Source organism: Hyphomonas sp., assembly GCF_037969335.1.
GTDB lineage: Bacteria > Pseudomonadota > Alphaproteobacteria > Caulobacterales > Hyphomonadaceae > Hyphomonas.
Genome location: NZ_JBBKXE010000096.1, coordinates 1 through 23,678 on the forward strand (window position 1 = coordinate 1; position 23,678 = coordinate 23,678).

Consider the following 23,678-nt stretch of genomic DNA (forward strand, 5'->3'; position numbering starts at 1 on the left):
GGTCGTGGGCCGCGAGCGGGCGGCGGAACTGTTGTTCACGGGCGAGATCATCGATGCGCAGACTGCGCTGGACATGCGGCTGGTGTCGCGTGTCGTGGCGCCGGACGATCTGTTGCCGACAGCTCTGGAAATAGCAGGCAAGATTGCCGCCAACCCGCCACGTGCGGTCCAGTCGATCAAGGCAGGCCTGCGCCGTACGCTGGACCCGGACTGGCGCGATGTTGGCAGCTGGGCGATCAAGGAAATCCGGGCGCTGATGGAAACGGACGATGCCGCCGAGAGTGCTGCGGCCTTCCTGGAAAAGCGAAAACCAATGTTTACAGGACGCTAAATGCGAAATCGGTGAAATTTCACCGATCAGCTTCAGCATAATTCAAAGCCAATGTGTCAGGAAGGGGCATGACCAAGCCGTAGGGGCCGGAGAAGTTATGTCTGCTGTATCGAAATTCGCGCCTGTTCCGTTTACAGACCAGCCGGTCCGGCAGTTCTACAATCCGGAAGCTGCTTCCTTTCATTCGGACATCGGCAATTACGTGCCCCGACGTATCGAAACGCTGATGGAAGAGGCCGCCGGCCGATTCGGGAAGGAACCGTTCCTCACCACTGCGCTGCCGAACGGTGCCAGTGCGACACTGAGCTACTCCGACGTCGAGAAACACTCCGCCAACCTGGCGCGCTACCTGCGCGACGAGTTGAAGCTGGAGAAGGGCGCCGTCGTGGCGATCCAGTCACCCAATTGCATATCGAACGTCCTCGCCATGCTAGCCGTGTTGCGCGCCGGCCTTGTGCTGACCAATATCAACCCGCTCTACACCGCATATGAAACGCGCCGGCAGTTGCGCGACGCGAAGGCGGTTGTCCTGATCACGTCGAGCCTGTTCCCTGACGCCACCGAAGAAGCGCTCCAGGGCACCCATGTCGGCACAGTCATCACGCTTTCGCTGACCGACTTCTTTTCGCCCGTCAAAAAAGCGACGATGGATTTCGTGCTGCAGCATGTAAAAAAAATGGGCCGCCCGCTGAAGATCGCGAACGTGCCGATGTGCGAGGCGCTGAAGCGGGGGGCGAAACATGCGACGCCTGTGGCGACCTATGCACCGGACCGGGACGCCGACGAGGACGCCATCTACCAGTATTCGGGGGGCACGACGGGTGTTTCCAAAGGCGTGCGCCTGACCGAGGCCGGCGTTGTGACCAATGTCGAACAGTTTGCCAGTCTGTCGCCGCACATGATCGATGCACCGGGCCAGACCATGTTGCTGGTCCTGCCGGTTTACCATGTGTTCGGGATGTTCTCGTCGATCATTGCGCTGCGCAATGCTGCGCACCTGGTACTGGTGCCAAGCCCCAAGCCGCTGTCAAACCTCAAGGCCGCCTTCCGGAAATTCCGTCCGAATGCGTTTCCGGGTGTCAGCACGCTGTTTGCCAAGCTGATGGACGAGAAATGGTTCTACGAAAATCCGCCACAGCTGACCCTGACGATTTCCGGCGCCATGGCGCTGAGCCCGGCTGTACGGAAAGAATGGACCGGCCTGACGGGATCAAGCGTGATCGAGGGCTATGGCATGACGGAAACAACGACGCTGATCAGCATCAATCCGCCGGACGCACGCACCCGGATCGGTTCGGTCGGCCTGCCTTTGCCGGGCACGGGCGTGTCGATCCTGCGCGACGATGGCAGCTTTGCTTCGCCGGGCGAGACGGGCGAAATCGCTGTCGCCGGACCGCAGGTGATGGCCGGATATCTGGGGCGCCCGGAGACGACGTCGGCGACTTTCCATGACGACTGGATGAAGACCGGCGATGTCGGCTATCTCGACGATGATGGTTTTCTCTACCTGGTCGACCGTCTGAAAGACATGCTCCTGGTGGGCGGGTTCAACGTGTTCCCGAACGAGGTGGACGCTGTCCTGGCAGAGCATCCCGGTATCGCGGAAGCCGCCGTTGCAGGCGTCTCTGACGGCAACGCGGGCGATACGATGCACGCGTTTGTCGTGCGCCGGGATCCGGAGCTGACAGCCGCAGAGGTGCAGGCGCATTGTGCGGGATTCCTGACCGGCTACAAACGGCCCCGCGCGGTGCATTTTGTCGATGAATTGCCGAAATCACCGATTGGCAAGGTCGTCCGGCGGGAACTGCGGGCGCGCGTCAGTTCGGGCGAGCTGGACTGACGTTTCCTCAAACAATCCGGCCGGATTCAAGGATTGAATCGGGCGGAACGCATCGCTGGACCTGCTGGTCCGGACGCGACGCACAAATCAAACAACGGACTGTAGACTATGACACATCAAACTTTGACACATGGCGGCCTGAGCCAGATCGTATCGTCGGCGCTGTTCTTTCTTGGCGTTGCAGCCATTGTGCTGGCACCAGCTGGCTATACGGCGCACATGCTCGCCTGATCTGGTCTCAGATGATCTCCTCGGCAAATTCCTCATAGTCGATGAGAACTTCGTCACCGGGCCGGATGGCCTGGTTGGCTGACAGGGTCACCGTCTGGGCTGCGGCATCGACGACGAAATCCGCATTGGCCTTGGGGCTGTGATTGCACATCGAGATTTCACCGAACGCGACTGCTGCACGCATGTCGCCCGCCTCATTCTCATCGACGTAAAAGACATAGTGGTGGAGCAGGGTGGAACGCACCGTGGCGGTGTCCTCCTGCGACAGGATCAGTAGCGGATAGACGGCGATGATCTCCCCGGCACTTATGGCTACGGTCGCGAACAGGCCGCGACCGTGAAAGGGAGAGTTTTTCACCTCGACGGACGAGGCCTGTGCAGGATGGGGCATGCGCCGCTATCTAGCACAGTCGTTCGCCGACGCTATTCGGATTTTGCGGCGTCTTCCGCTTCCGCTTCTGGTGCCTTGGCCTTGGAATCCCATTTATGGATCGACTTGATCATGCAGCGTTGCACACCGAAGCCTGTCTTGTCGTGGAAACCTGCAATGGAATCAGACGTGATGATATGGTCACCCTTGCCGAGGCAGCTTGTCGTCGAGTCGACAGCGAGCTGTTGGGCCTGATCGAGATTGAAGCAGTTTCCGTAGACTTCAATGAGATAGTCATCCCGGCCTTTCGAGATTACCACCGTGTCGTCGGTGGCATTGTGGAAACCGGAAATGGTCGAGGTGAAGCAGACGTTCTTGACTTCCTCACCGAGGCGGGGGTCACCCGCAAACTGGGCGACACCTTTCGGCTTGGATTCGCCCGCCGGATGGCTGGTGCAGGCGGCGAGGACAGCGGAGGCAAGAAGGAGGGAGATCAGGCGCATGTCATATCCTTTGGGCAGTGTGGTGAAAAAACGTGACAATAACGGCATTTGGTCCGTTCCAACTTGATGCGCCGCAAGCCGGAAACTGACAAGCGCGGTCACAGAGACTTGAACTTTCCCCTCAAGCCGTCATAGCAGGCGGGCAGATTTCTTCACGGGATTTCCTATGACCGACTTGACCAAACTCCCCCTCGCTGCCGCGCTTGATGGCCTGAAAGCCAAGCAGTTTTCGTCGCGCGAGATTACCCAGGACTTCGTGAGCGCCATCGAGGGCGCCCGGGTCCTGAACGCCTTTGTCGTTGAAACGCCGGAGAAGGCGCTGGCCATGGCCGATGCCTCGGATGCTAAACTGGCCAAGGGAACGGGCGGCAAGCTGGAAGGCGCGCCGCTGGGGATCAAGGACCTGTATTGCACCAAAGGTGTGCGCACGACGGCGTGCAGCGGCATCCTCGGCGAATTCACCCCGACCTATGAATCTACCGTTACGCAGAACCTTTGGGACGAAGGCGCGGTCATGCTGGGCAAGCTCAACATGGACGAATTCGCCATGGGCTCGTCGAACGAGACCTCGCATTTCGGCAACGTGATCAACCCTTGGCGCCGCGACGGCGACAATCAGGGCCTGACGCCGGGCGGCTCGTCGGGCGGCTCTGCGGCCTCGGTGGCGGCAGACCTCTGCCTGGCTGCGACGGCATCCGACACCGGCGGTTCGATCCGCCAGCCAGCAGCCTTTACGGGCACCGTGGGCATCAAGCCAACCTATGGCCGGGCCAGCCGTTACGGCATGGTGGCATTCGCCTCCTCGCTCGACCAGGCCGGACCGATTGCCAAGACCGTGGAAGACAGCGCCATTCTTCTGGACGTGATGTGCAGCCACGACGCCAAGGATTCGACCTCGCTGGACGTGGAAACGCCGGACTGGCGCAGCGACGTCACCAAGGGCGTCAAAGGCATGCGCATCGGCATTCCCAAGGAATACCGGATGGACGGCATGTCGGATGAGATCGACGCGCTGTGGGAGCAGGGCATTGCGTGGCTGAAAGCGGCCGGGGCGGAGATTGTCGATATCAGCCTGCCACACACGAAATACGCGCTGCCCGCCTATTACATCGTGGCGCCGGCCGAGGCCTCGTCAAACCTCGCGCGCTATGACGGCATGCGTTATGGCGCGCGGGTCGAGGGAAACAACCTCGCGCAGACCTATGAAGGCACGCGGGCCAGCGGTTTTGGCAAGGAAGTGCAGCGGCGCCTGCTGATCGGCACATCTGTGCTCTCCAGCGGCTATTACGACGCCTATTACCTGCGCGCGCAAAAAGTGCGGACCAAGATCCTCCACGATTTTGTCGAGGCGTTCGAGAGCTGCGATGCGGTGCTGACGCCGACCTGTCCGAGCCCTGCCTTCGCCTTTGGCGAGAAGAGCGGCGATCCGGTGGAGATGTACCTCAACGACGTGTTCACGGTGACGGCGAACCTTGCCGGCCTGCCGGGCATTTCCGTGCCTGCTGGCCTGTCGAAAAGCGGCCTGCCGCTGGGCTTGCAGGTGATCGGCAAGGCGCTCGACGAGACCGCCTGTTTCCGCGTCGGTGGCGAGCTGGAACGTGCAGCCGGCTTCGTGGCAAAGCCGGGCCGCTGGTGGTAGGCTGGTACGCATGACACGTTTCTTTGCTCTTTTCGGAATTATGCTCATCATCTGCCTCGCCCTGATGTGGGGGATGATGGCGCAGAACGGCTATGACCTGTTCGCGCCCGAGATGCAGGGCATGTTGCTCGTGGCCTTTCTTGTGGCCGCCTATGTGGCGTTCCGGGTGTCGCGCATCCTGCAGAAACGTGCCGAGCAGGGCCATAACGGCTCGCCGCTGAAGGGCGCGCAGAAGTCGAAACTGTCCGGCCTGTTCAACGGCAAGAGCGAGGCGCACCAGGCGCGCGAGGCGCGGGTTGCCGCGCGGCGCAAGAAGCTGATCGCCGAAGGCAAGCTAGAGGCTGAGGTTGCCGAGGTGCCCGTACCGGAAATTGAACCGACACCGGAAGGTGAAATACCGACGCGCGTGCCCCAATCGGCGTCAGTTGCGGACCGCATGGCGGCGCGGCGCGAGCGTTACAAGCGCGCCAAGGAAGACGGCAAGATCTAAAGGTTCAGGCGCGGGCGGGCTTCAGCCGGATCGGTGCCGCGCGGGTTTTGACCGGCGTTTCGACACGCACTTTCGTACCGCCGCCGGGGCCCTCGTCACTCTCATCATCGTCGTCGCGCGTCCGGTCGGTGATGCGCGACAGGTAGATCCCGACGCCGACAAAGCCGCCAATCGGGCCGAATTGCAGCATCATGGCCGCGATGAAGACGACCGGAATGTCGAGTTTCAAGTTGCCGAGTGTCACAAGCACGAGAAACAGGCCCACCGCGCCGATCAGCAGGCCGCCTGCGAAACCGGCAATCAGGTGTTTCAGGAAGCCGCGGACAATCGGGCGTTCTTCGTCACCGGAACTGTCCAGGATCATCTTGAACAACATGGGCTTTCCTCAAAGAACGTTCGCGTGCTTACCGTATTCTCGGTCAGGGACGCGAAAAAGGAAAGGTGGCAAGCCGCCGCGCGGTCATGTCCGCTCGACAGGGCAGGGCGGTTGCCGTTAGAAGGACGGCTTGTTTGAAACGGTTATAAAGGCAGGTCATGTCAGCGCGCACTCCTTACGTACTCAAAGGCGATACCGGCGACTGGGAAGTCGTCATGGGGCTGGAGATCCACGCGCAGGTGGCCTCCAATGCCAAGCTGTTCTCGGGCGCCTCGACGGCGTTTGGCGCCGACCCGAACTGCAATGTCTCGCTGGTCGATGCGGCGATGCCGGGCATGCTGCCGGTGATCAACCGGAAATGCGTTGAGCAGGCCGTGCGCACGGGCCTTGGCCTGAAGGCCGAGATCAATCTCTACAGCCGGTTTGACCGCAAGAATTACTTCTATCCTGACCTGCCGCAGGGCTATCAGATCAGCCAGTTCGCGCACCCGATTGTCGGTGAAGGCGAGATCGATGTCGACGTGGAACCGGCGCATGGCGGCGAGGCCTACAGCTTTACCTGCCGGATCGAGCGGCTTCACCTGGAGCAGGATGCCGGCAAGTCGATCCACGACATGGACCCGAACTCGACCTATGTGGACCTCAACCGGTCCGGCGTCGCGCTGATGGAAATCGTGTCGAAGCCCGACGTGCGCTCGCCGGCCGAGGCGGCGGCCTATGTGAAGAAAATCCGCGCCATCGTGATCGCGCTCGGCACCTGTGACGGCGACATGGACAAGGGCAATCTGCGCGCCGACGTGAACGTGTCTGTCTGCCGGCCCGGCCAGTATGAGAAATTCCGCGAGGCGGATGATTTCAGCCATCTCGGCACACGCTGCGAACTGAAGAACATGAACTCGTTCCGCTTCATCCAGCAGGCGATTGAATACGAGGCGCGCCGTCAGATCGAGATCATTGAGGGCGGCGGCAGTGTTGACCAGGAAACGCGCCTGTTCGACCCGGTGAAGGTTGAGACACGCTCGATGCGCTCCAAGGAAGACGCGCACGATTACCGCTATTTCCCGGACCCCGACCTCTTGCCGCTGGAAATCGAGCAGGCTTGGATCGACGAGATCAAGGCGACTTTGCCCGAACTGCCGGACCAGAAACGCGCGCGGTTTGAATCCGAGTACGGCATTTCGCACTATGATGCGGGCGTGCTGATCGCGGACGCCGAGAAGGCCGAATATTTCGAGACCGTGGCCACGGGGCGCGACGCGAAACTCGCCGCCAACTGGGTGACGCAGGAACTGTTCGGTTATCTCAACAAGGAAGGCCTGGAGCTGGCCGACAGCCCGGTTTCGGCGGAGGCGCTGGGCGGCCTGATCGCTCTGATCAGCGACGAGACGATCAGCGGCAAGATCGCCAAGGACGTGTTCGCGCGCATGATCGCCGGCGAGGGCGAGGCGGCGGCGATTGTCGAGAAGCATGGCCTGAAACAGGTGACCGATACCGGCGCGATCGAGAAGGTTGTCGACGAGATCATCGCGGCCAACCCGGAACAGGTCGAGAAGGTTAAGGACAAGCCGCAGACGCTCGGCTGGTTCGTCGGACAGGTGATGAAAGCCTCGGGCGGCAAGGCCAACCCGAAAGCCGTGAACGAGATCCTGAAAGCGAAGCTGGGGCTTTAAGCGCTTTTTCGTTTGTCAGTTTGTGAAGCAGACCTCTCTGCCGAGGCCCGATTCCGTTTGTCCGGTAACATAGCACCGCGTCGTCGGCGGCTTATAGGGCGCCTTGTTCTCGCGAGGCTTGTTCGCATACTCACTGAGACGCCGGTTGATCTCATCCCACTCGCTCGGCTTGGGCGGCAGGGAGGCTTCATATTGCTCCTTCTCGTAACGCGCCTTGGCAGCGTAAAAGATGCCAACAGGTGTTTCATTGCACATGGTTTGGGACCATTTGTCAGGCGTCTGCGTCAACAGACGATAATACTCTGCCTCGCCCGTCGTCTGCGGGCTTCGCTTGCCGAACTGCACATCCCCCCACGCATAGCCCCAGAGAATTGAACAACCCTCCTGCACGGCAATGCGCTCCTCATTCGGTGCAGCCTTGTCCAATTGTGACCTGACGCGCCGTGCCCAGACAGATTGCGTGATTTCAGAGGGGTGAACGCGCTTGCGCGATGCGAAAGGGTCTTCCACAGCCTCGAACGAGTCGAGCGGCTGCTCCACGGCCCATTGCTGGACAGCGTCCGGGATGGCGGGTTCGGGATAGCCGTCTGCCACCTTCGCGCCATAGTCGACCGCCCATTCGTAGGCGCCTTCCGGCAGCGGCCGGGTTGCGGCGTGGTCGTGCGATATGGTGCGATAAACGAGGCTGTAGGTGATGTCGAAGGCATCGAGACCTGCGACGCGCTGGGCGATCGTTCGATTGTCATACGCAACCTGCTCCTGCTTCCTGCTTTCGAGGATGGCATCGATCGACGGCAGGCCTGCCTTCGGCACGACCCGGCATGCCTTGCCGGGAGATGAGACGCCCGGCTTGGTCATGTATTCGAATAGCGCGATGCCCCAGCCATCATGGGCTGCCAGTTCGCGCGACAGGTTTTCGGAATCGTAAGTAATCCTTGTGGCGAGCTGCATGCAGGCCCCCATATCAAATTCGCCGCTTACAAGGCCCAGCTGATCAAGCGTTGGCAGCGCGGGCGCATCACCGAAACAGGTACCGAGACTCTTCATCGCATATGCGATTGCTTCAGGTGGCGGGCTCTCCTGGAACAGGTTTTTCAAAGGCTTCTTGTCGAAACCATCGGTGCGGTTCTTGGCGAGCGCCTTCCGGATCGAACCATTCGGCTTGAAACCGCATTTGCCCTTGGATTTGCCTTCAAAGCATTCGGCAAACCTGTCTTGCTGGTTCACCCAGTTCGGAAACTCCCTCACTTCGCTGAAGCCATAGGCATACCAGTACCAGATGAACAATGGATGCGAATAGTCGTCCAGAAGGCGACCATATATGGGCGCCTCCGACCACATCATGCATGTGGGGCTGTCGAGGGAAGACCTGTTTTGTGCTTCTGCTGTACCAAAGACGACGAGTGACGCGAACAGAAGTGTAACGAGCCGACTGAACATGAATCCGAATCTCCAAATGCAGGCATTCAGATTATTCAGATCCTTGCGATTTCCTATCCCCTTTTGGGGAATCAATTGCGATAAGTTGAACTGCTGTATCCCTTACAGCTTGGCGCGGATCTTCTCCGCCAGTTTCTCCAGATCGCCCATATCTGCCATGCCGCCGCCGCCATGCCGGCCAAGGGCCTCGCCTTCGGTGCGGGGGATGATGTGGAAGTGAAGGTGGTAGACGGTCTGCCCGGCGGGTGCGCCGTTGAACTGGGTGACGACGAGGCCATCGGGCGTGAGGGCGGCTTCGACCGCTTTCGCCACTTTCTGGACCGTCAGCATGTAGGGCGCGAGTTTTTCCGGCGGCATGTCGAGCAGGTTGCGTGCGGTGACGTCTTTCGGGATGACCAGCGTGTGGCCTTCGCTCTGCGGGAAGACGTCCATGAAAGCGAGGGCCACGTCATCCTCGTAGACCTTCACGGCAGGCATTTCCCCGCGCAGGATTTTTGCGAAGATGTTTGTGGGATCGTATGTGTCGTGAAGGGTCATGAGTCTTTCCTGAAAGGTGTGCGGTCGGTGAGATAGTCCATGTCGGATTCAACCGCGTCGCGCTCGCGGGTGAGATAGTCGGCGACGGCGTCGCGCAGGCCCGGATGGGCGATCCAGTGGGCCGAGCGGGTGAGGACGGGGACGTAGCCGCGCGCGAGCTTGTGGCCGCCTTGTGCGCCCGCCTCGACATATTGCAGGCTGCGTTCAATCGCGAAATCGATGGCCTGATAATAGCAGGTTTCGAAGTGGAGCATGGAGCGGTGGTCGCTGCAGCCCCAATAGCGGCCATAGAGCGTGTCCGAACCGATCAGGTTCATGGCACCGGCAATCGGTTCGCCGTCTTCAATCGCGAAGACGAAGAGGAGGTCGTCGGCCATGCGCTCGCGCAGCAGGGAGAAGCTCAGCCGCGTGAGATAGGGCGAGCCCCATTTGCGGCTGCCGGTGTCGATGTAGAAATGGTAGAAGGAGTCGAGATGGTCCTCGGTGATCGCGTCACCGGTGAGGTGGACGAAGGTCAGGCCTTCCTGCGCCTTTGCGCGCTCCTTGCGCAGGTTCTTGCGCTTGGCGGAGGACAGCGCAGCCAGGAAATCGTCAAAGCTCTCGTAACCGTCATTCACCCAGCGGAACTGCTGGTCGGTGCGCGACAGGAGGCCGGTATTGGCGAGGATCTCCGCATCGTCCGTATCGACGAAATTGATGTGCAGTGAGGAGAGCTTGTTTTCCTCGGCGAGCTGGATGGCGCCTGTCAGGAGGGCGGCCTTGAGCTGGGCTTCGTCGGGGCCCTTGGGCACGAGGCGGCGGCGACCGGTGACGGGGGTGAAGGGAACGGCGGTCAGCAGTTTCGGGTAATAGGCCCCGCCAGCGCGTTCATAGGCGTCGGCCCAGCTCTGGTCGAACACGAACTCGCCGCGCGAGTGCATCTTGGCATAGAGCGGCATGGCGGCGCGCAGGCGGCCATTGTCGCCGCGGATCAGGAGGTGGCGCGGGACCCAGCCCGTGTTCGGCGTTGCGGCGCCACTGCTTTCCATGGCTTCGAGGAATTCCCAGGAGAGGAACGGGTCGTAGCGCTCGCCCGGCGGATTGGCGACGGCGTTCCATTCGTCGGGCGATACCTCGGCCAGGCCGGGGACGATGGTGATCTTGAGCGCGCTGTCGTCCATGCCCGTCAATCTAGGGCGCGCGGCATCAGGATGCCAGAGGCACGGGCAGGTGTTCGACAATCGCGGCACCGTGGAGCAGGCGGATGCGGCGCAGGTCTGCCATCGACCGTATCGTCCAGACAACGAATGGCCGCTCGCCGGCGAGCAGGACGGCGGCGCGTTCGGCATCGGCGACATTGATGGCGAGATAGTCGACCTTGCGGTCGATGGCGCGGGCGAGCTTGCCGTCGAATTCTGCCTCGCTGGTCCGATGGATCGGCTCGATCAACTGGCCGCGCATGAGGACGTTCGGCAGGGCGTCGACGGCGGCCTCGTTAAAGCTCATCGCGGCGGCCGGGCCGATATGGCCTGCCAGCTGGTCACCGACCTTGCAGGCGAAGGCTTCCGGATCGGTGTTGCCGTCAATCTTCATCTCGGTCAGCAATGGCAGCGACGTCGGCCAGATGTCGAGCAAGGCAGCCAAAGTCGGAACGGGCTCGTCAGTGCCCGCAAGGCGCAGGCCCGAGAGGACAGACATGTCCTGTTCCTCGAACAAGCCCTCCGTGCCGGTCATGCGGGCCAGTTTCGGATCGTGGAAGACCATGACCTCGCCCGACATGGACGGGCGGACATCGTATTCGATGCCCAATCCGGCCTCGGCAGCCGCCTTGAAGGCGGCGAGGGAGTTTTCAGGGTGGCCCTCGGGCGACCAGAGGCCGCGATGGGCATAGGTGAAGGCAGTCAGGTCAAAATGCCGGGCCATCGCGAATTATCCCGTGATTTCAAAGATACCGTCAACTTCAACGGCGACGCCCATTGGCAGAACAGGGCAGGCGACGGCGGAGCGCGCGTGGCGTCCGGCATCGCCGAAGACTTCGACCATGAGATCGGAGCAGCCATTGATGACCTGGGGGATGTCGGTGAAGTGTGGCGCGGCATTGACGAAGCCGCCGAGCTTCACGACGCGCTTGATGCGGGAGAGGTCGCCGAGGGCGGCCTTGCACTGGGCAATCAGGTTGATGCCGCACTGGCGGGCGGCATATTGGGCGGCGGAGAGTTCCATGTCCTCGCCGACACGTCCGTTGATGCGGCCGTTCGGCGTGGCGCTGACCTGGCCGGAGACGAAGAGCAGGTTTCCGGTGATGACGAAGGGCACATAGGTGGCGACGGGCTTCATGGGCGCGGGCAGTTCGATACCGAGTGCGTCGAGGCGGTCTTCTGGCGTAGTCATGGGTGGATCGACTCCCGTTCCGATTGAGGTTTCGCCAAATGCATGCCGCACGTCGCCGGATCGGGCAAGTCAGGTGTCGTTTTCGCGGGCCTTGGCAATCCGCGCCGCGCGGCCAGTGACGACGGCATCCTTGCCGAATTTGGCACGGGCGGCATCTGATGCGCGTTCGGCGGCGGCGCGCTTGGCAATGCTCGGATCGAGCAGGTCGACCGTATCTGACCGGTGGTCGTCAAGGCCGGTGAGGCCGATGCCGATGAGGCGGAAGCGTTCGCGCCCATTGGTCTCGCGGGCGAGGAGCGGACGACCGGCACGGAAGATTTCCTGCGCGAGCTGGGTCGGCTCGTTGAGAGATATACGCCGGGTCAGGGCGCGGAAATTGCTGGTCTTGAGCTTCAGCGTGACGATGACCCCGACGACGCCAGCGGCCTTCGCCCGGTCGGCTGTCTTGACGCAGAGCTGCCAGAGCTGGTCTTCGAGCGCGGAGGGATCGGAGATATCGACACGAAAAGTGGTCTCGCTGGACACTGACTTGCGCTCCTCGTCATTGCGCACGGGCCGCGTGTCGAGGCCGTGGGCGCGTTGTTTCAGCCACATGCCGGTCTCGCCGTAGCGGCCGATCAGGGCCTTCAGCTCGGTCTCCTGGATGTCCCTGACCGTATCGAAGCCGTCGCGGGCGAGTTTCTCGGCGAATTTCGGTCCGACACCATGCAGGAAGTCGATAGGCTTGGGCCCGAGCAGCGCCTCGGCCTCTTCCGGCGCGATGACGGCGAAGCCGCGTGGCTTGTCGAGTTCGCTGGCGGTCTTGGCGAGGAACTTGTTGGAGGACAGGCCGATCGAGACGGTGATGCCGACATCGCGCTCGATGTCGCGGGCGAGACGCGCGAGGCTGACGGCAGGGGGCGCATGGTGGGCTGTCTCGGTGCCGGAGAGGTCCATATAGGCCTCGTCGATGGAGACTGGCTGGACCAGCGGGGTGAGCGCGTCCATCTTTTCGCGGATCATGGTGGCGGCTTCGCGGTATTTGGCGAAGTTCGATCCGATCACGACGGCGTCCGGGCAGAGCTTGAGGGCAGTGAACATGGGCATGGCGGACCGGACGCCATAGAGGCGGGCGATATAGCAGCAGGTCGACACGACGCCGCGCTGGCCGCCGCCAACGATGACCGGCTTGTCCCGGAGGCTCGGGTCATCACGCTTCTCGACGGCCGCGAAGAAGGCGTCGCAATCCATATGGGCAATGTTGAGCCGGGTAAGTGCGGGATGCGACAGGATTCGGCCCCGTCCGCAGCTGGAACAGGCAATGGCAGCACCGGCCTGCAGGTGCAGGCAATCGCGGCAAAGTGCATACATGACAGGCGTGTTCATGGCATGTTCCGCCTTTTTGAGCAATCAAGTGTGCATCCCTGCGTAAAGCGGTGTTAAGCATTTGCAGTATAGCTGGACAGGATCGGTTACCCACCGTCCGAATCATTAGCAGTTACGGGGAATTATGGCTGAGAAGCGCACCAGAAAAGTGCTGGTTGTTGAGGACAATGAACTCAACATGCGCCTCTTTTGCGACCTGTTGGACGCATATGGCTTCGCGACCTATCAGTGCCGCGATGGCGCGAAGGCGGTCGAAATCGCACGGCGCGAGTTGCCCGACCTCATCATCATGGACATCCAGCTGCCGGAAGTGTCGGGCCTCGACATTACCCGCTGGCTGAAAGACGACGACAAGGTGGCGCATATCCCGGTGCTGGCCGTAACGGCCTTTGCGATGCGTGCGGACGAGCAGCGTGTGCGCGAGGCCGGGTGCGAAGGTTACCTCTCCAAGCCGATTCAGATCATGACTTTCATCAAGGCGGTCGAATCGCTGATGCCGAAGGAGTCGGTATGAGCGCGCGCGTCCTTGTCGTTGATGATATCGAAGCCAACCGCCGCCTGCTGCAGGCGAAGCTGGAGGCACAGTATTATACCGTCATGCATGCCGAGAACGGCCAGCAGGCGCTGGACATTGCGCGGGTGGAAGTGCCCGAGATCATCCTGCTCGACGTGATGATGCCGGGCATGGACGGCTACGAGACGTGCAAGCGCCTGAAGGCGGATCCGCGCACGTCCTTTATTCCGGTCGTGATGGTCACCGCGCTCAGCGATGCCGACGACCGGGTCCGGGGCCTGGATGTCGGTGCCGAAGATTTCCTGACCAAGCCGGTTGATGATTTTGCGCTGATGTCACGGATGGGCGCGCTTTTGCGGTACAATGCCGTCGCCTCGGAGTTGCGCCAGCGTCAGGCAAGCGGCCTGAAGGCCGGCGCGGTCGACGTGATCAGTGTCGAAGAACTCGCCCGCCCATCACGTGTATTCATTGTCGACGATAATCCCCGCACGTCGCTGCGGATGGCCAACATGCTGCGCGATGGCGGACATGTCGCGACGACATTGCTGGAAGCGGGCGACATGTCGAACCTGGCCGATATGGGCGTCGATATCCTCATCCTGTCGATCTCGTCGCAGTCGTTTGATGCCTTGAAACTGTGCGCGCATTTCAAGATGACCGAATCCACACGCTCGATCTCGATCATCCTTGTCTGCGACCAGTCGGAACGCCTGCTCGCCGGAAAAGGCCTGGATATCGGTGCGAGTGACGTGATCATTTCACCCGTGGACCGGCAGGAACTGCTGGCGCGGGTGCGCACGCAGACGCGGCGTTCGCGCTATATCGACGTGCTGCGCAAGCGCGTGGACCGCGGTCTCGAATTGTCGGTGATCGACCAGCTGACGGGACTCTACAATCGCCGCTACATGGTGAGCCAGCTGCAGCAGGTGATGCACCGCTCGGTCATGGGCGGCAAACCTGTGTCGGTTGTTATGTGCGATATCGACCATTTCAAATCGGTCAACGATACCTATGGCCATGATGTCGGCGATGAAGTGCTGGTCGAACTGGCCAACCGCCTGCGGGAGAATGTACGCCCGATGGACGTGGTCTGTCGTCCGGGCGGCGAGGAATTCCTCGTCATCATGCCCGATACGCCGGGCGACCTGGCCTGCGCCGCTGCCGAACGCATTCGCCGCGCGGTGGCAAGCGCGCCGTTCCATGTCAGTTCCGGGCGCCGGGATATATCGATCACGCTGAGTGCCGGCGTGTCGACTATCACAGGCGACCAGGACACGATGGCCGACCTCACCAAACGCGCCGATACGGCGCTCTACCACGCCAAGTCTGCGGGCCGGAACCGCGTCGAAAGCGTGGCCGCCTGATTGACTCGGGTCCCGACGCGGGCCACCTGCACGTCTCGATTGGCTGATGCAGGTTTCCGGACATGACAGACCGTTTCGCCGCTTTCCGGCACCTGTCCTACAGCCGCTATTTCACATCCCGTTTCTTTACCGCCTTTGCCGCACAGATCGTGTCTGTGTCCGTGGCCTGGCAGATTTACGACCAGACGCAGAACCCGGTCTATCTCGGCTGGATTGGCCTGGTGCAATTCCTGCCGGCGCTGCTGCTGGTTTTCGTGACGGGCCTGGCGGCCGATACGTTTGGACGGCGGCTGGTGATGGGCCTGGCGATCCTGACGGAAATGGCGTGCGCCGCCGGCATCCTGTTCCTGGCGGCGACGGGGCAATTCCATCCGGTGTGGGTGCTGGGCATTCTGACCGTGTTCGGCGTGGCCCGCGCCTTCCTGTCGCCCGCCTCGGCGAGCCTGGCGGTGAATGTCGTGCCGCGAGAAGACTTTGCCAACGCGGTGGGCTGGACGGCGTCGGCCTGGCAGATGGCGTCGATCATCGGGCCGGTGGCGGGCAGCCTGCTGTACGGCGTGGCGCCGGTGATCGCCTATTCGACCGCTGTGGTGCTCTTTGCCGTCGCCGCGACGCTGATCTTCTCGATCCCGAAGCCGCCACAGAGCACGAGCATCGAGCCCAAGACGCTGAGCATGGTGCTGGGCGGGTTCACCTATGTCTGGAAGCAGAAGATCGTTCTGGGGGCAATCTCGCTGGACCTGTTCGCGGTGCTGTTGGGTGGCGCGGTGGCGCTGATGCCGGTCTATGCACGCGATATCCTGGAGGTCGGCGAGACGGGGCTTGGCCTGATGCGCGCGGCGCCGGGCATTGGGGCGCTGATCGTGACCGCGGTGATCACGGCGTTCCCGATTCGCGACCATGCCGGGATCATCCTGTTTGCCTGTGTCGCGCTGTTTGGCCTGTCGACGGTCGTGTTCGGCCACTCGACCGTAGCCTGGCTCTCGATCCTGGCGCTGGTCGGTGTCGGCGCGTTCGACATGATCTCGGTCTATATTCGCGAAATCCTGTTGCAGCTCTGGACCCCGGACCAGGTGCGCGGACGGGTGAATGCGGTGAATTCCATCTTCCTCGGCGCGTCAAATGAGCTGGGCGAGGCGCGGGCCGGGTTCATGGCCGCCAAATGGGGGGCGGTGTTTACCGTTGTCGCCGGGGGCTATGCGGCGGTGGGTATCGCGGCGGCCTGGTCCGTCCTGTTCCCGGGCATCCGCAAAGCGCGGAACCTGCACGATGGCAATCCGGACGCGTGAGGCCGAAAATGCAAAAAGCCCGCTCTTGCGAACGGGCTCTGCGAAAACGTGCCGAAAAGCAGGATCTTACTTGATCTTGCCTTCCTTGAATTCGACGTGCTTGCGAACGACGGGGTCGTACTTTTTCAGCACGAGCTTTTCAGTCTTCGTGCGCGGGTTCTTCTTGGTGACATAGAAGAATCCGGTGTCGGCCGTCGAATTGAGGCGGATTTTGATAGTGGCTGGTTTGGCCATGGGATTGGCTCGCTTATGCTAGCGTCTGTAACTGGAAAGCGGCTTAATGACGGGGCCCGGAGGCGAAGTCAAGCAGTGTTCCTGCGCTAAAGCCGGTCTGTCGTGTGGCCATTGCGTGTCCAGCGTAGGAAGGGCGGGCCTTTGCGCGCCTCGGGACTGGCTAGTCGCTCGTCGATTTCGCCCAGCATGAACCGCGTCACCGAAGGCAGGTCGAGGTCCATTGAGTCCTTGATCGTCACCCATTGCAGGTCTGACAGTTCGGCGCCGTCGACCGGCGGGCGCTCGTCGATCAGGGCATCTTCGGCGTCAGCCATGAAGAATCGGGCATCAAAGCGCTTTGGCCGGTAGGGCGGCGTGATGGCGCGGCCGATGAACTGGAAGGATTGAAGGCAGGGCATGACCCCTTCACCATAGTAGCGGCCCCAGCCCGTGGGTGGTTTGCCAGTGGCCTCGCCGGTCCGGCCGACGATCAGGCCGGTCTCCTCGAAGGTCTCGCGGATGGCGGTCAGGGCGAAGGCGTGGGGCGCGCGGCGGGTGCCGATGGCGAGCTGGGTCGCGACCGGGGCCGAGAGGGGCGTGAGAACGGGGGCACGGGCGTCGTGCGGATCGACCTTGCCACCCGGGAAGACGTATTTTTCCGGCATGAAGCTGTGCCCCCCGGAGCGCTTGCCGAGCAGGACGCGAGGCGTCGGTCCGTCCTGCCGGACGAGAATCAGTGTGGCGGCATCCTTCGGGCGTGGGCTGGGCTGGTTGGTGAGGACAACGTCTCCATCATCCTCCTTGTCATAGGCAGACTTCAAACCCGGCAGGCGCTTGTTCATCTCTTTGGTCCCTTAGCCTTGCTTGTTCTTTTATGCTTGGGGAGCGTTTTCTTGTTGAACTTAGGCTTGCCTGAGCGGGGCGGTCCACCCTTACGGCGGGGAACGTTGCCAATGTCCATGGCGCGGCGCTGTTCGGCGCGGCCTTCAGGGGCGGGCATGGGTTCAGACAGCATTTCAAGCAGGAGGCCGCCCTTCAGGGGCGTGACCTCACGCAGCTTCACACGCACGATCTGGCCGAGGCTGTACGTCTCGCCGCTGCCACGAGCGTAGATCGCCATCGCAGCGGTATCCAGCACCCAATAATCCTTTGAGATCGACGAGATCGGGATGAAGCCGTCGGCTCCGATGCCGGCCAACTGGACAAAAAGGCCCGACCCGGTGACGCCGGTAATGCGGCCATCGAATTCAACGCCGACGCGGTCTTTCAGGAAGATTGCGAGGTAGCGGTCAGTGGCTTCGCGCTCAGCGGCCATCGAGCGGCGCTCGGTGTCGGAGATATGCTGAGCGGTCTGTTCGAGCTGCGAGGCGGCTTCCTTGCTGAGGCCGTCAGGCCCGAGCTTCAGGGACGAGATCAGCGCGCGGTGGACGATGAGGTCAGCATAGCGGCGGATCGGCGAGGTGAAGTGGGCATAGCGAACGAGGTTGAGCCCGAAATGGCCGAGATTCTCTTCGCTATAGATCGCCTGGGCCTGGGTGCGCAGGATCATCTGCGTGACCATCTGGTCGTATTCGCCGTCCTTCAGCTCGCCGATCAGCTTGTTGAACTTGTGCGTCTGGGGGCGCTCGCCGATTGTCCATTTGAGTTCGATCGTCTGCAGGAATTCGGCAAAGGCCGCGATCTTGGCATCCGTCGGCGTGTCGTGGACGCGATAGATGAGCGGGCTCTTCTGGCGCTCCAGCGTTTCGGCGGCCGCGACATTGGCCTGGATCATGAACTCTTCGATCAGGCGGTGCGCCTCGAGACGTTCCTTGGTGTAGATGCCGTCGATCTCGCCGTTCTCTTTGAACTTGATGCGGCGTTCGGGCAGGTCGAGGTCGAGCGGGGCACGCTTGTCGCGCGCCTTGCAGAGCGCGTCGTAAGCACCCCAGAGGGGCTTCAGCACAGTCTCCAGCAGTTCGCCCGCCTTGCCGCCGGGCTTGCCGTCAATGGCCGCCTGAGCCTCTTCATAGGACAGCTTGGCGGCAGATTTCATCATGCCACGAATGAAGCGGTGCGAGCGCTTGTGGCCATCGGTGCCGAAGATCATTTCGACCGCGAGCGTACACCGCGGCTCGTCTTCCCTGAGCGAGCATTCGTCAGCCGAGAGCTCAAATGGCAGCATCGGCACGACGCGGTCAGGGAAATAGGTCGAGTTGCCGCGCTTGTAGGCTTCCTTGTCGAGGGGCGAGCCCTCGGTGACATAGGCAGCGACATCGGCAATGGCGACGATCACGCGCCAGCCATCGTCGAGCTTTTCGGCATAGACGGCGTCATCATGGTCGCGGGCATCGTGCGGGTCGATGGTGATGAGCGGGATCTGGGTCAGGTCTTCGCGCTCGGCCGGGGCCGGCACGGCATCACCAGCCTGATCGAGCACGGCCTGCGGGAACTCGGTCGGGATGTCATGGGCGTGGATCGCGAGCAGGCTGGCCGAGCGCGGGTCAGATATATGACCGATGATCTCGGTGATCTCGCCGAGCGCCGGACCATAGTGGCGGCGCCCCTGGGGCTTGGGTTCGGCGATCACGAGGTCACCATCCTTGGCGCCGTGCGTGTCGGCCTCCTGGATCACGAATTCGCGGCGTTCCTTGCGGTTGGACGGCGCAACCTTGCCGCCATTGGGGCCGGTGGAATAAAGGCCGATCAGGCGGTCTGACAGGCGCTTTTCGATGATCGTGATGGCCCGGGCGCGCCATTCGCCGTCATGCTCGTTGATCTTGCACAGGGCGCGGTCGCCGACGGCCGGGGCCTTGCCCTTCGGTTTGCCCGAGGGGCCGGCATAGGTGATGTCAGGCCCGAACGGGCCATTGTCGCCGATCGACTTGCCGATCAGGTCGCCATTCTTGTCGATACGGGTGAACTCGACGATGCCGGTGGGCGGTGGCCGGTCGGCCTGTGCCCAGGCGCGTTTGCCGGTGCGTTCGAGGGCGCCGTCGGCCTCAAGTTCCTTGAGGATGGCGCGCAGAACATTGCGCTCCTCGCCCTTGACCCGGAGGCCCTTGGCGATGGCTTGTTTCGTGGTGGCGGTTGGATTGTCCCGAATGAAATCAAGGACAGTTTGCTTGTCTGGAAATGTCATGTGGTTGGATATAGTGGATTCTTATTGGAAAGGCTTGCAGGAAATGCCTACGCGCGGCCCCCGTAAAAATGGGCCAGCTGTGCGTAGACGCGGGGAAATTGGTCTCGCAGCATGTCCGGTCGCGCAAAGAAGGCTTCCGTTGTGCAGGCGAAGAATTCCGCGTGATTTGTTGCAGCGTAGGGAGTCAGCGACGTTGGGACGCCATACTCGATTCTTGCGCGGAGAAACGTACGTTCCTCCTCCATCACTTTGGCCCATGTGGCGTGGCACTCGGTGGAAAGCAAGGCCGGAGACGCGTTGGCGCGTAAATGGGGGCTGTCGAGGCGGTGGACGAATTCATGCATGACGCGGCACATGGCGGCGACGGATTCCGCGCCGTCGCGGCGGATTTCGGCCCAATCCACGTGCACCTGGCCCCGCCGGAACTGGCGATCAGCCAATTCGCGGCAATGGTGGATGCCCTGCGGGTGAAGGACCACACGCAGGCCCAGGTCGAAGTGATCCTGCTGCCGGTTCAAAAGCAGGAGGCACGCGTGGGCTGCAATCTTAGGGTGCGCCTCCGGCGGTGGCTGGAAGCCTCCTACGCCGCGAAATTCAACATCCCGCAGAAAAATCCGGACCAGAACGGCGAGCTGGCTTTGTTGTAACGATGACAGTTTGGCCGCCACTGGACAGGCAGACTTAATGATTTCTTCGAGGCGCGCGGATTCGTCCATGGAGCGGGCATATACAATCTCAGGATTAAAAAGTCTCCTAAAAAGGGAAATATCTAATTTTGCCCCATGAATGCCAGCGGATCGATCGGCGTCAAGGCGAAGGAGCCGGCGAGGTCACCCCAGTCTCCGGTCAGGATTTCGTAGTGAAGGTGGCGCGGAATTGTCGTGGCGGCGGTGTTGCCCATGACGCCGATGACCTGGCCCGAGAGGACCGTCGCACCGACCTCCATACCGTCGAAATTGTCGAGATGGGCATAGCGGGTGAAGACGCCGTGGCCATGGTCGATGACCAGCATGTTGCCGAAATCGGCGCGTGTGACCGCCTCGCGGATGGTGCCATCGCCAGCGGCATAGATGCTGACGGGCTCAAGGTTGTAATAGTCGATACCGGTATGGCTCTGGCCGTTTCGCGCTCCAAAGCCGGACGAGACGCAGGCCTGCTCGACTGGTGCGCGGGCCAGCAAGACCGCCGGGTTCACCTCAATCAGGGCTGTGTAGCCGATGATGTGCAGGCTGGCATCGCTGGGCGGCGCATTGGCGACGTTCAGCGTCGGGCAAAGCGCCATGGAAACCGGGAAGGCGAAGGTCGGCGTTGGCGGAGGAAGTGCCTCCACGACTTCGGGTGCAGGCACCATGACGGGCGCAGGCTGAAGTGCGTATATACCCGCGATGCATGCGGCGAGCAGCAGGTAGGGCGCGAACGGGCGGAGCGGCGGGTTCATCGCGGAAAGGCCTGAGCCGGGCCCTTGCGGGTCCGGTTCCGATCAGTCCTCTTTCTTTTTCGCGGCAGGCTTTTTGGCCGCTGGTTTCTTCTTGGCAGGGGCTTTCTTCTTCGCCGGTGCCTTCTTCTTGGCCGGACCTGTGGCGGCGCGCGCGTTCACGAGTTCGACCGCCTGTTCGAGCGTGATCGTGTCAGGGCTCATCTCTTTCGGGATCGTAGCGTTGACCTTGCCGTGTTTCACGTAAGGCCCGTATTTGCCAGCGAAGACCTGGACCGGATCGCCGTCCGGATGGTTGCCAAGTTCCTTCAGCGCGGTCGCTCCGCCGCGACCCCGGCCCGGATTTGCCTTCTTGTCCTCGATCAGCGCCACGGCGCGGTTGAGGCCAATGGCGAAGACATCGGCGGGATCTTTCAGGTTCGCATAGGTCTTGCCGTGCTGGACGTAGGGTCCAAAGCGGCCAAAGTTTGCGTAGATCGGCTCATTGTCTTCCGGGTGCTTTCCGACTTCGCGGGGCAGCAGGAGGAGTTCGACGGCGCGTTCCAGCGTCAGGTCCTGCGGCTTTTCCTTTTCGGCCTTGGTCAGGGAGGCGCGTTTGGGCTTCTCACCATTGGCCATCTCGACATAGGGGCCGAAGCGGCCGGTCTTGAGGTAGATCATCTCGCCCGTTTCAGGGTGCAGGCCGAGCTCGTTGCCGTCCGGGTTGATCGCAGCCGCATCGCCGTCAGCGCTGAACTGGCGGGTGAACTTGCACTCGGGGTGGCGCGAACAGCCGACAAAGGCGCCGAAGCGACCGAGCTTCATGGAGAGTTCGCCCTCCTTGCAGAGCGGGCAAAGGCGTGGGTTTTCAATCGGATTGCCTTCAGCATCCTGACGCGGGAAGACATAGGCACCGAGCGTCTCGTTGAGGGCATCAAGCACGGCGGAAACGCGCAGGTCCTTGGTGCCGTCAATGTCGGCAGCGAACTGTTTCCAGAACTCGTGCAGGAAGGCTTTCCAGTCGAGCTTGCCGTCGGAGATGACGTCGAGCTTTTCCTCGAGACCGGCGGTGAAATCATATTCGACATAGCGGGCGAAGAAGTTCTCGAGGAAGGCGGTGACGAGGCGGCCCTTGTCCTCAGGCACCAGCGCCTTGCCCTCGATGCGGACATAGCCGCGATCTTCGAGCGTCGACATCGTGGACGCATAAGTGGACGGGCGGCCGATGCCGAGCTCTTCGAGGCGCTTGACGAGGCTGGCCTCGGTATAGCGTGGCGGCGGCGCGGTGAAGGACTGGTTGGCGTCGGCCTTTAACAGGTCGGCGTGCTGGCCCTGTTCCATCTTGGGCAGGCGGCCTTCGGTCTCGTCATCATCGTCGCCGGCATCGTGGCCGACAGTGTAGAGCTTGATGAACCCGTCGAACACGAGGACCTGACCGGTGGCACGCAGGAGGGCGCGCTCGTCTTTCGACTTGAGGTCGATCGTGGTGCGCTCGAACAGGGCGGTTTCCATCTGCGATGCGACGGCGCGGCGCCAGATCAGCGTGTAGAGTTTCTTCAGGTCGCCGTCGCCGTGATAGTCTTCGGGGCTCAGGTTGAAGTCGGTCGGGCGGACAGCCTCGTGGGCCTCCTGCGCATTCTTGGCCTTGGACGAATAGCGGCGGGTGTTTTCCGGCAGGTAGCGGGCGCCATAATTCGACTGGATCATGCTGCGGGCAGCGGCATAGGCCTCTTCGGCCATGTTGACGCCGTCGGTCCGCATATAGGTGATGCGGCCTTCTTCATACAATTTCTGGGCGGCCTGCATGGTGCGCTTGGCACCGAAGCCGAGCTTGCGGGAAGCTTCCTGCTGCAGGGTGGATGTGATGAAGGGCGGTGGCGGGTTGCGCTTGACGGGCTTGGCCTCGACGCTGGCGACGGAATAGCCGCCTGTCTTGACGATTTCGAGCGCCTTGTCGGCGTCGCCCTTGTTACCGAGCGTGAATTTCTTCAGCGTATCGCCGTCGAGAGCGTGCAGGCGGGCTTCGAAGTCGGTGCCGTCAGGGGCGCGAAGGCTGGTGGCGATGTTCCAGTATTCCTGCGGGCGGAAGAGTTCGATCTCGTTCTCGCGGTCGCAGACAATGCGCAGGGCAACCGACTGGACGCGACCAGCCGAACGGCTGCCGGGCAGCTTGCGCCAGAGGACCGGGGACAGGGTGAAGCCGACAAGATAGTCGAGCGCGCGGCGGGCGAGATAGGCGTCAACCAGTTCCTGGTCGATCTGGCGCGGGTGTTCCATCGCTGTGGTGACGGCATTCTTGGTGATCGCGTTGAAGACGACGCGCTCGACATGCACGTCCTTCTTGAGCGCGCGGCGCTTCTTCAGGGCCTCGACCAGGTGCCAGGAAATCGCCTCGCCTTCACGATCCGGGTCGGTCGCGAGGATGAGTGTATCGCACTCTTTGAGGGCATTCACGATGTCGGTGATACGCTTTGCGGACTTGGCGTCAGCCTCCCAGAGCATCTCGAAATCATTGTCCGGATCGACCGAACCATTCTTCGATGGCAGGTCGCGGATGTGTCCGTACGAGGCCAGAACCTTATAGTCCTTGCCGAGGTATTT

24 protein-coding genes are annotated in these 23,678 nt (G+C 61.9%); 10 read left to right on the forward strand and 14 right to left on the reverse strand.

Going from position 1 to position 23,678, the window contains the following annotated elements:
- From AADA04_RS07650 to AADA04_RS07660, 3 genes are all read left to right on the forward strand, one after another.
- The coding region (locus AADA04_RS07650; protein WP_340692665.1) for an enoyl-CoA hydratase-related protein at positions 1-331 on the forward strand (331 nt) is incomplete at its 5' end.
- A 97-nt stretch (positions 332-428) separates the two neighbouring features.
- The gene (locus tag AADA04_RS07655; protein WP_340692666.1) at positions 429-2,171 is read left to right on the forward strand and encodes an AMP-binding protein; all 1,743 of its coding nucleotides are present in this window, start codon (positions 429-431) and stop codon (positions 2,169-2,171) included.
- Between the two features lie 108 nt (positions 2,172-2,279).
- Positions 2,280-2,402 carry a hypothetical protein gene (locus AADA04_RS07660; protein WP_340692667.1) on the forward strand — a complete coding sequence of 41 codons (123 nt, stop codon included), beginning with the start codon at positions 2,280-2,282 and terminating at the stop codon, positions 2,400-2,402.
- A 7-nt stretch (positions 2,403-2,409) separates the two neighbouring features.
- Here the strand turns inward: AADA04_RS07660 and AADA04_RS07665 are convergent, their stop codons facing one another.
- Together AADA04_RS07665 and AADA04_RS07670 are read right to left on the reverse strand one after the other, a co-directional pair.
- On the reverse strand, positions 2,410-2,793 hold the full coding sequence (locus AADA04_RS07665; protein WP_340692668.1) for an SET domain-containing protein-lysine N-methyltransferase: 384 nt from the start codon (positions 2,791-2,793) through the stop codon (positions 2,410-2,412).
- 32 nt (positions 2,794-2,825) lie between these two features.
- Positions 2,826-3,275, reverse strand: a complete 450-nt coding sequence (locus tag AADA04_RS07670; RefSeq protein WP_340692669.1) for a DUF6491 family protein — start codon at positions 3,273-3,275, stop codon at positions 2,826-2,828.
- 166 nt (positions 3,276-3,441) lie between these two features.
- Between AADA04_RS07670 and gatA the strand changes: the two genes are divergently transcribed.
- Positions 3,442-4,914, forward strand: a complete 1,473-nt coding sequence (gene gatA / locus AADA04_RS07675) for an Asp-tRNA(Asn)/Glu-tRNA(Gln) amidotransferase subunit GatA (protein WP_340692670.1) — start codon at positions 3,442-3,444, stop codon at positions 4,912-4,914.
- Positions 4,915-4,924: 10 nt separating this feature from the next.
- On the forward strand, positions 4,925-5,404 hold the full coding sequence (locus tag AADA04_RS07680) for a hypothetical protein (RefSeq protein WP_340692671.1): 480 nt from the start codon (positions 4,925-4,927) through the stop codon (positions 5,402-5,404).
- Positions 5,405-5,408: 4 nt separating this feature from the next.
- Here the strand turns inward: AADA04_RS07680 and AADA04_RS07685 are convergent, their stop codons facing one another.
- On the reverse strand, positions 5,409-5,780 hold the full coding sequence (locus AADA04_RS07685) for a hypothetical protein (RefSeq protein WP_340692672.1): 372 nt from the start codon (positions 5,778-5,780) through the stop codon (positions 5,409-5,411).
- Between the two features lie 158 nt (positions 5,781-5,938).
- Here AADA04_RS07685 and gatB point away from each other — a divergent pair, with 158 nt between their 5' ends.
- Positions 5,939-7,450, forward strand: coding sequence for an Asp-tRNA(Asn)/Glu-tRNA(Gln) amidotransferase subunit GatB (gene gatB / locus AADA04_RS07690; RefSeq protein WP_340692673.1), 1,512 nt, complete (start codon positions 5,939-5,941; stop codon positions 7,448-7,450).
- A gap of 15 nt (positions 7,451-7,465) precedes the next feature.
- Here the strand turns inward: gatB and AADA04_RS07695 are convergent, their stop codons facing one another.
- From AADA04_RS07695 to AADA04_RS07720, 6 genes are all read right to left on the reverse strand, one after another.
- Entirely contained in the window at positions 7,466-8,890 is a 1,425-nt protein-coding gene (locus AADA04_RS07695) for a hypothetical protein (RefSeq protein WP_340692674.1), read from the reverse strand.
- 102 nt (positions 8,891-8,992) lie between these two features.
- Positions 8,993-9,427, reverse strand: a complete 435-nt coding sequence (locus AADA04_RS07700) for an HIT family protein (protein WP_340692675.1) — start codon at positions 9,425-9,427, stop codon at positions 8,993-8,995.
- Positions 9,424-10,587 (reverse strand): GNAT family N-acetyltransferase, encoded by a 1,164-nt coding sequence (locus AADA04_RS07705; RefSeq protein WP_340692676.1) that lies wholly within the window; start codon positions 10,585-10,587, stop codon positions 9,424-9,426. Before AADA04_RS07705 ends, AADA04_RS07700 begins: the two co-directional genes overlap by 4 nt.
- A gap of 25 nt (positions 10,588-10,612) precedes the next feature.
- Positions 10,613-11,329: a glycerophosphodiester phosphodiesterase family protein gene (locus AADA04_RS07710; protein ID WP_340692677.1), complete on the reverse strand. Its 717-nt coding sequence runs from the start codon at positions 11,327-11,329 to the stop codon at positions 10,613-10,615.
- Between the two features lie 6 nt (positions 11,330-11,335).
- On the reverse strand, positions 11,336-11,797 hold the full coding sequence (locus AADA04_RS07715; protein ID WP_340692678.1) for a RidA family protein: 462 nt from the start codon (positions 11,795-11,797) through the stop codon (positions 11,336-11,338).
- 69 nt (positions 11,798-11,866) lie between these two features.
- Positions 11,867-13,162 (reverse strand): DNA polymerase IV, encoded by a 1,296-nt coding sequence (locus AADA04_RS07720; protein ID WP_340692679.1) that lies wholly within the window; start codon positions 13,160-13,162, stop codon positions 11,867-11,869.
- 124 nt (positions 13,163-13,286) lie between these two features.
- On the opposite strand from AADA04_RS07720, the gene AADA04_RS07725 reads away from it, so the two are divergent.
- From AADA04_RS07725 to AADA04_RS07735, 3 genes are all read left to right on the forward strand, one after another.
- Positions 13,287-13,676 carry a response regulator gene (locus AADA04_RS07725; RefSeq protein WP_340692680.1) on the forward strand — a complete coding sequence of 130 codons (390 nt, stop codon included), beginning with the start codon at positions 13,287-13,289 and terminating at the stop codon, positions 13,674-13,676.
- Entirely contained in the window at positions 13,673-15,040 is a 1,368-nt protein-coding gene (locus AADA04_RS07730; protein WP_340692681.1) for a PleD family two-component system response regulator, read from the forward strand. Before AADA04_RS07725 ends, AADA04_RS07730 begins: the two co-directional genes overlap by 4 nt.
- 62 nt (positions 15,041-15,102) lie before the next feature.
- On the forward strand, positions 15,103-16,329 hold the full coding sequence (locus tag AADA04_RS07735; RefSeq protein WP_340692682.1) for an MFS transporter: 1,227 nt from the start codon (positions 15,103-15,105) through the stop codon (positions 16,327-16,329).
- Positions 16,330-16,395: 66 nt separating this feature from the next.
- Here AADA04_RS07735 and rpmG read toward each other — a convergent pair whose 3' ends face one another.
- From rpmG to rnr, 3 genes are all read right to left on the reverse strand, one after another.
- Positions 16,396-16,563 carry a 50S ribosomal protein L33 gene (rpmG, locus tag AADA04_RS07740; RefSeq protein ID WP_340692683.1) on the reverse strand — a complete coding sequence of 56 codons (168 nt, stop codon included), beginning with the start codon at positions 16,561-16,563 and terminating at the stop codon, positions 16,396-16,398.
- 86 nt (positions 16,564-16,649) lie between these two features.
- On the reverse strand, positions 16,650-17,384 hold the full coding sequence (locus AADA04_RS07745) for an NUDIX hydrolase (protein WP_340692684.1): 735 nt from the start codon (positions 17,382-17,384) through the stop codon (positions 16,650-16,652).
- On the reverse strand, positions 17,381-19,663 hold the full coding sequence (rnr, locus tag AADA04_RS07750) for a ribonuclease R (RefSeq protein WP_340692685.1): 2,283 nt from the start codon (positions 19,661-19,663) through the stop codon (positions 17,381-17,383). The genes AADA04_RS07745 and rnr overlap by 4 nt, the downstream gene beginning before the upstream one ends.
- 308 nt (positions 19,664-19,971) lie before the next feature.
- On the opposite strand from rnr, the gene AADA04_RS07755 reads away from it, so the two are divergent.
- A complete protein-coding gene (locus tag AADA04_RS07755) occupies positions 19,972-20,310 on the forward strand; it encodes a hypothetical protein (RefSeq protein WP_340692686.1) in 339 nt (112 codons plus the stop codon).
- A 122-nt stretch (positions 20,311-20,432) separates the two neighbouring features.
- Here the strand turns inward: AADA04_RS07755 and AADA04_RS07760 are convergent, their stop codons facing one another.
- A complete protein-coding gene (locus tag AADA04_RS07760) occupies positions 20,433-21,101 on the reverse strand; it encodes a M23 family metallopeptidase (RefSeq protein WP_340692687.1) in 669 nt (222 codons plus the stop codon).
- A gap of 42 nt (positions 21,102-21,143) precedes the next feature.
- Positions 21,144-23,678: type I DNA topoisomerase (gene topA / locus AADA04_RS07765; RefSeq protein WP_340692688.1), on the reverse strand; the 2,535-nt coding region annotated here is incomplete at its 5' end.